At 61.3% G+C, this 3795-nt stretch carries 5 protein-coding genes; all 5 read left to right on the forward strand.

Going from position 1 to position 3795, the window contains the following annotated elements; genetic code table 11:
- The first annotated feature begins 129 nt into the window (after nt 1-129).
- Genes iscU through fdx form a run of 5 tightly spaced genes read left to right on the forward strand, consistent with a single transcriptional unit; the run spans nt 130 to nt 3624 of the window.
- On the forward strand, nt 130-528 hold the full coding sequence (gene iscU / locus IBX54_RS13375) for a Fe-S cluster assembly scaffold IscU (RefSeq protein ID WP_296543153.1): 399 nt from the start codon (nt 130-132) through the stop codon (nt 526-528).
- A gap of 20 nt (nt 529-548) precedes the next feature.
- Nucleotides 549-872 (forward strand): iron-sulfur cluster assembly protein IscA, encoded by a 324-nt coding sequence (iscA, locus tag IBX54_RS13380; protein ID WP_296543154.1) that lies wholly within the window; start codon nt 549-551, stop codon nt 870-872.
- Nucleotides 869-1387 carry a Fe-S protein assembly co-chaperone HscB gene (hscB, locus tag IBX54_RS13385; RefSeq protein WP_296543155.1) on the forward strand — a complete coding sequence of 173 codons (519 nt, stop codon included), beginning with the start codon at nt 869-871 and terminating at the stop codon, nt 1385-1387. Before iscA ends, hscB begins: the two co-directional genes overlap by 4 nt.
- Nucleotides 1388-1400: 13 nt before the next feature.
- The gene (gene hscA / locus IBX54_RS13390) at nt 1401-3257 is read left to right on the forward strand and encodes a Fe-S protein assembly chaperone HscA (protein WP_296543156.1); all 1857 of its coding nucleotides are present in this window, start codon (nt 1401-1403) and stop codon (nt 3255-3257) included.
- Nucleotides 3258-3285: 28 nt separating this feature from the next.
- A complete protein-coding gene (gene fdx, locus IBX54_RS13395; RefSeq protein WP_296543157.1) occupies nt 3286-3624 on the forward strand; it encodes an ISC system 2Fe-2S type ferredoxin in 339 nt (112 codons plus the stop codon).
- Nucleotides 3625-3795 lie beyond the last annotated feature (171 nt).

The following is a 3795-nucleotide window of genomic DNA, read 5'->3' on the forward strand; positions in this document are numbered from 1 at the left end:
CATGGATCGCCACGCTTCGCCCGCGATGACGAAGTCTCTGTTCAAGGTCCGTGTGCGGTATCGGGCCGGATACGGGGGGCTCGCAATGAGACTGTTTCATTTTTTGTTTGAATTTAGTGGAGAAACAACATGGCATATTCAGAAAAAGTCGTAGATCACTACGAACATCCCCGCAACGTGGGCTCTTTTGACAAGGGCGATGAGTCGGTAGGCACCGGCATGGTTGGCGCGCCGGCTTGTGGCGACGTGATGAAATTGCAGATCAAGGTCAACCCGGAAACCGGTGTCATCGAAGACGCGCGCTTCAAGACTTACGGCTGCGGCTCGGCCATTGCCTCGTCGTCTTTGGTGACTGAATGGGTCAAGGGCAAGACGCTGGAGCAGGCAGCACTGCTAAAAAACAGCGAGATTGCCGAAGAACTGGCCCTGCCACCTGTCAAAATCCACTGTTCGATTTTGGCTGAAGACGCCATCAAGGCGGCCGTCAACGACTACCGTCAAAAGCACGTCGAAGCGCAATCCGCATAAACAAAACCTATTCATCAATCATGGCTGTGACGCTGACAGAAGCTGCTTCCCGACACATCACCCGCTACCTGACCAAACGCGGTCAGGGCGTCGGCGTGCGACTGGGTGTCAAAACGACCGGTTGTTCCGGCATGGCTTACAAGCTGGAATACGTCGACGAGATCGGCGCGGAAGACATGGTGTTTGAAGGTTTCGGCGTCAAGGTGCTGGTGGACCCCAAGAGCTTTGCCTACCTGGACGGTACCGAACTCGACTTTGTCCGTGAGGGCCTGAACGAGGGCTTCAGGTTCAACAACCCCAAAGAACGTGATCGCTGCGGATGCGGCGAGTCTTTTCGGGTGTGAATCTCCAATCTGACGATTTTGAGCTGTTCGGGCTTGAGCGGCGTTTTGCCCAGGACCGGGCCGCGCTGGACGCGCGCTGGAAAGACCTGCAGCGTCAGGTGCACCCGGACAAGTTCACAGCCCAGGGCACGGCGGCCCAGCGCGTGGCCATGCAGTGGTCGGTGCGCATCAACGAAGCCCACCAGCGCCTGAAAAACCCGTTGAAGCGTGCCGCTTACCTGTGCGAATTACACGGCGCAGCGGTCAATGCCGAGAACAACACCGCCATGCCCGCGACGTTTTTGATGCAGCAAATGGCGTGGCGCGAAGAACTTGACGAAGCGCAGGGTGTCCAGGATATCGAGCAGATCAGCCAGCAGTGCCGACAAGCCGAGCGCGAAGTACTTCTTAAAATAGAGCAGTTGCTGGACCAGTCGCATGACTACGCTGCTGCCGTGGCGCAGGTCAGGGCGCTGATGTTCATCGAGCGCTTTGCCGCAGATGTCAACGACCGGCTGGACAGAATAGAAAATTGACACTCCACCCATCATGGCTTTACTTCAAATCTCCGAACCCGGGCAAACGCCCAACCCGCACGAGCGCCGCATAGCCATTGGCATCGACCTGGGCACCACACATTCGCTGGTGGCCAGCGTTCGCCATGGCGTGGCCGAATGTCTGCCCGACGCCAAGGGGCGGGTGATTTTGCCGTCGGTGGTGCGCTACCTGGCCGGTGGCGGCCGCCAGATTGGCGACGATGCCGTTGTGGGTGGCATCGGCGACCCCGAAAATACCATCGCCTCGGTCAAGCGTTTCATGGGACGCAGCCTGAAAGACGTGGCGCTGGCCGCCAAGCTGCCCTACCATTTTGTTGAACATCCTGGCATGCTGGGTCTGCAAACCGTGCAGGGTGAGAAGTCCCCGGTGGAGGTGAGTGCCGACATTCTGGCCACGCTGCGCTACCGCGCTGAAGATACCTTCAACGCCGATCTGTACGGCGCGGTCATCACGGTGCCGGCCTACTTTGACGACGCCCAGCGCCAGGCCACCAAGGATGCGGCGCAACTGGCGGGTCTGAATGTGCTGCGCCTCATCAACGAGCCCACCGCAGCGGCCATCGCCTACGGCCTGGACAACGCCAGCGAAGGGGTGTACGCGGTTTACGACCTGGGTGGTGGCACGTTTGACATATCCATTCTTAAACTCACCCAGGGCGTATTCGAGGTAGTTGCCACGGGTGGCGACTCGGCCCTGGGCGGCGACGATTACGACCACGCGCTCACCGACTGGGTGCTGGCGCAAACCGGCGCCACGGCTGCCAATGCCACCGACAAAGCCGCCCTGAAGGCCGCGGCACGCGCTTGCAAGGAAGTCTTGACTGACGCATCAGCAGCCACTTTCAAGGCTCAATTGAGCAACGCTGAACTCAGCTTGGCTCTGACCCGCGCGAACTTCGACGCAGCCACCCAGCCGCTTACCGCGCGCACCCTGCTAGCCGTGCGCAAGGCGCTGCGCGACGCCAAACTGGCTGCCGACGCAGTCAAGGGCGTGGTCATGGTGGGCGGCTCCACCCGCATGCCGCAAATCCAGCAAGCTGTGAAAGCATTTTTTGGCCAGGCGCCGCTCACCAACCTCAACCCCGACGAAGTGGTGGCGCTGGGCGCGGCCATTCAGGCCAACCAGCTGGCCGGCAACAACCCGGGCGGCGACCTGCTGTTGCTCGATGTGATTCCGCTCTCGCTCGGTATCGAGACCATGGGCGGCCTGGTGGAGCGCATCGTGCTGCGCAACGAAACCATTCCCACCGCCCGCGCGCAGGACTTCACCACCTACATCGATGGCCAGACCGCGCTGGCGCTGCATGTGGTGCAGGGCGAGCGCGACCTGGTGGCCGACTGCCGCAGCCTGGCACGCTTTGAGCTGCGCGGCATTCCGCCGCTGGCGGCCGGTGCGGCGCGCATTCGTGTCACGTTTACCGTGGATGCCGACGGCCTGCTGAGTGTGTCGGCGCGAGAGCAGGGCAGTGGCGTGGAAGCGCAAATTGCCGTCAAGCCCGCCTACGGCCTGGCCGATGACCAGGTTGCGCGCATGCTGCAGGAGAGCTTCACCACCGCCGAGGCCGACATGCAGGCCCGCGCCGTGACCGAGGCGCGTGTTGACGCCGACCGCATGATTCTGGCCACCGTGAGTGCGCTGGCCGCCGATGGAGATTTGCTCGACGTCGCCCAGCGCGCCGACATCGACCGCCTGATGCAGGCCGTGCAAGCCGCCCGCACGCTTGAAGACGCCAAGGCCATCGAGGCCATCACGCTGGCACTGGCCAAAGGCACCGAAGCCTTTGCCGCGCTGCGCATGAACCGTGGCATCCAGAAAGCCCTGGCCGGTAAAAATATTGCAACGATCTAACTTTGCGGGTCAGACCACCCAATTAATCATGCCCATCATCAAAATCCTGCCCCACGCCGAATACTGCCCCCAAGGCGCCGAGGTGTCCGCTCCCGCCGGTACCTCCATATGCGAAGCCCTGCTGGACAACCAAATCAACATCGAGCACGCCTGCGAAATGAGCTGTGCCTGCACCACCTGCCACGTCATCGTGCGCGAAGGCTTCGAGTCGCTCGCACCGTCGGAAGAGGACGAGGACGACCTGCTCGACCAGGCTTGGGGCCTGCAGCCCAACTCGCGTCTGAGCTGCCAAGCCATCCTGGCGCAAAAAAACCTGGTGATCGAGATTCCAAAGTACTCGATCAACCACGCCAAGGAAAACCATTAAGTGATGAACAACGTCATCGCGAGCCCCCCGTACCAGGCCCGATACCGCACACGGAGCTTGAACAGAGACTTCGTCATCGCGAGCCATCCGTACCCGGCCCGATACCGCACACGGAGCTTGAACAGAGACTTCGTCATCGCGAGCCATCCGTACCCGGCCCGATACCGCACA

The sequence above is a fragment of the Rhodoferax sp. genome (assembly GCF_014859475.1).
GTDB lineage: Bacteria > Pseudomonadota > Gammaproteobacteria > Burkholderiales > Burkholderiaceae_C > Rhodoferax.